The organism is Streptomyces aureus (assembly GCF_000725495.1).
Classification (GTDB): Bacteria; Actinomycetota; Actinomycetes; order Streptomycetales; family Streptomycetaceae; genus Streptomyces; species Streptomyces aureus_B.
Window position 1 is genome coordinate 1 of sequence record NZ_JNZD01000106.1, and the last position, 275, is coordinate 275.

The 275-nt window shown below is 66.5% G+C and carries 1 pseudogene; it reads right to left on the bottom strand.

What is annotated here, in order from left to right:
• Positions 1 to 275 (bottom strand): annotated as a pseudogene (locus IO36_RS36170) (hypothetical protein); the annotation flags it as partial.

Below are 275 nucleotides of genomic sequence, written 5' to 3' on the forward strand. Positions count from 1 at the left end.
AGAGGGTGGGGCCTTCCTGGAGTGGCTTCCAGGTGGTGCCCTTCTTGTACTGGGCGGTGCCGGCGAACCTGAACGGCTGTCCCTTGCGGACCGGGTCGGTGGAGGCGTGGAAGCCGGTGATGCGGGTGGCGTAGCGGTAGAGGTGCACGGGCTTGGTGGTGCTGGTGCCCAGGTCCGGGTTGCCGTTGAAGCGGGCGCGCCAGTAGGCGTCGGTGTCCGGTTTGGTGAGGGTGCGGGTGAACGTCTCGTCGAACAGGGGTTTGTTGTGGTGGATC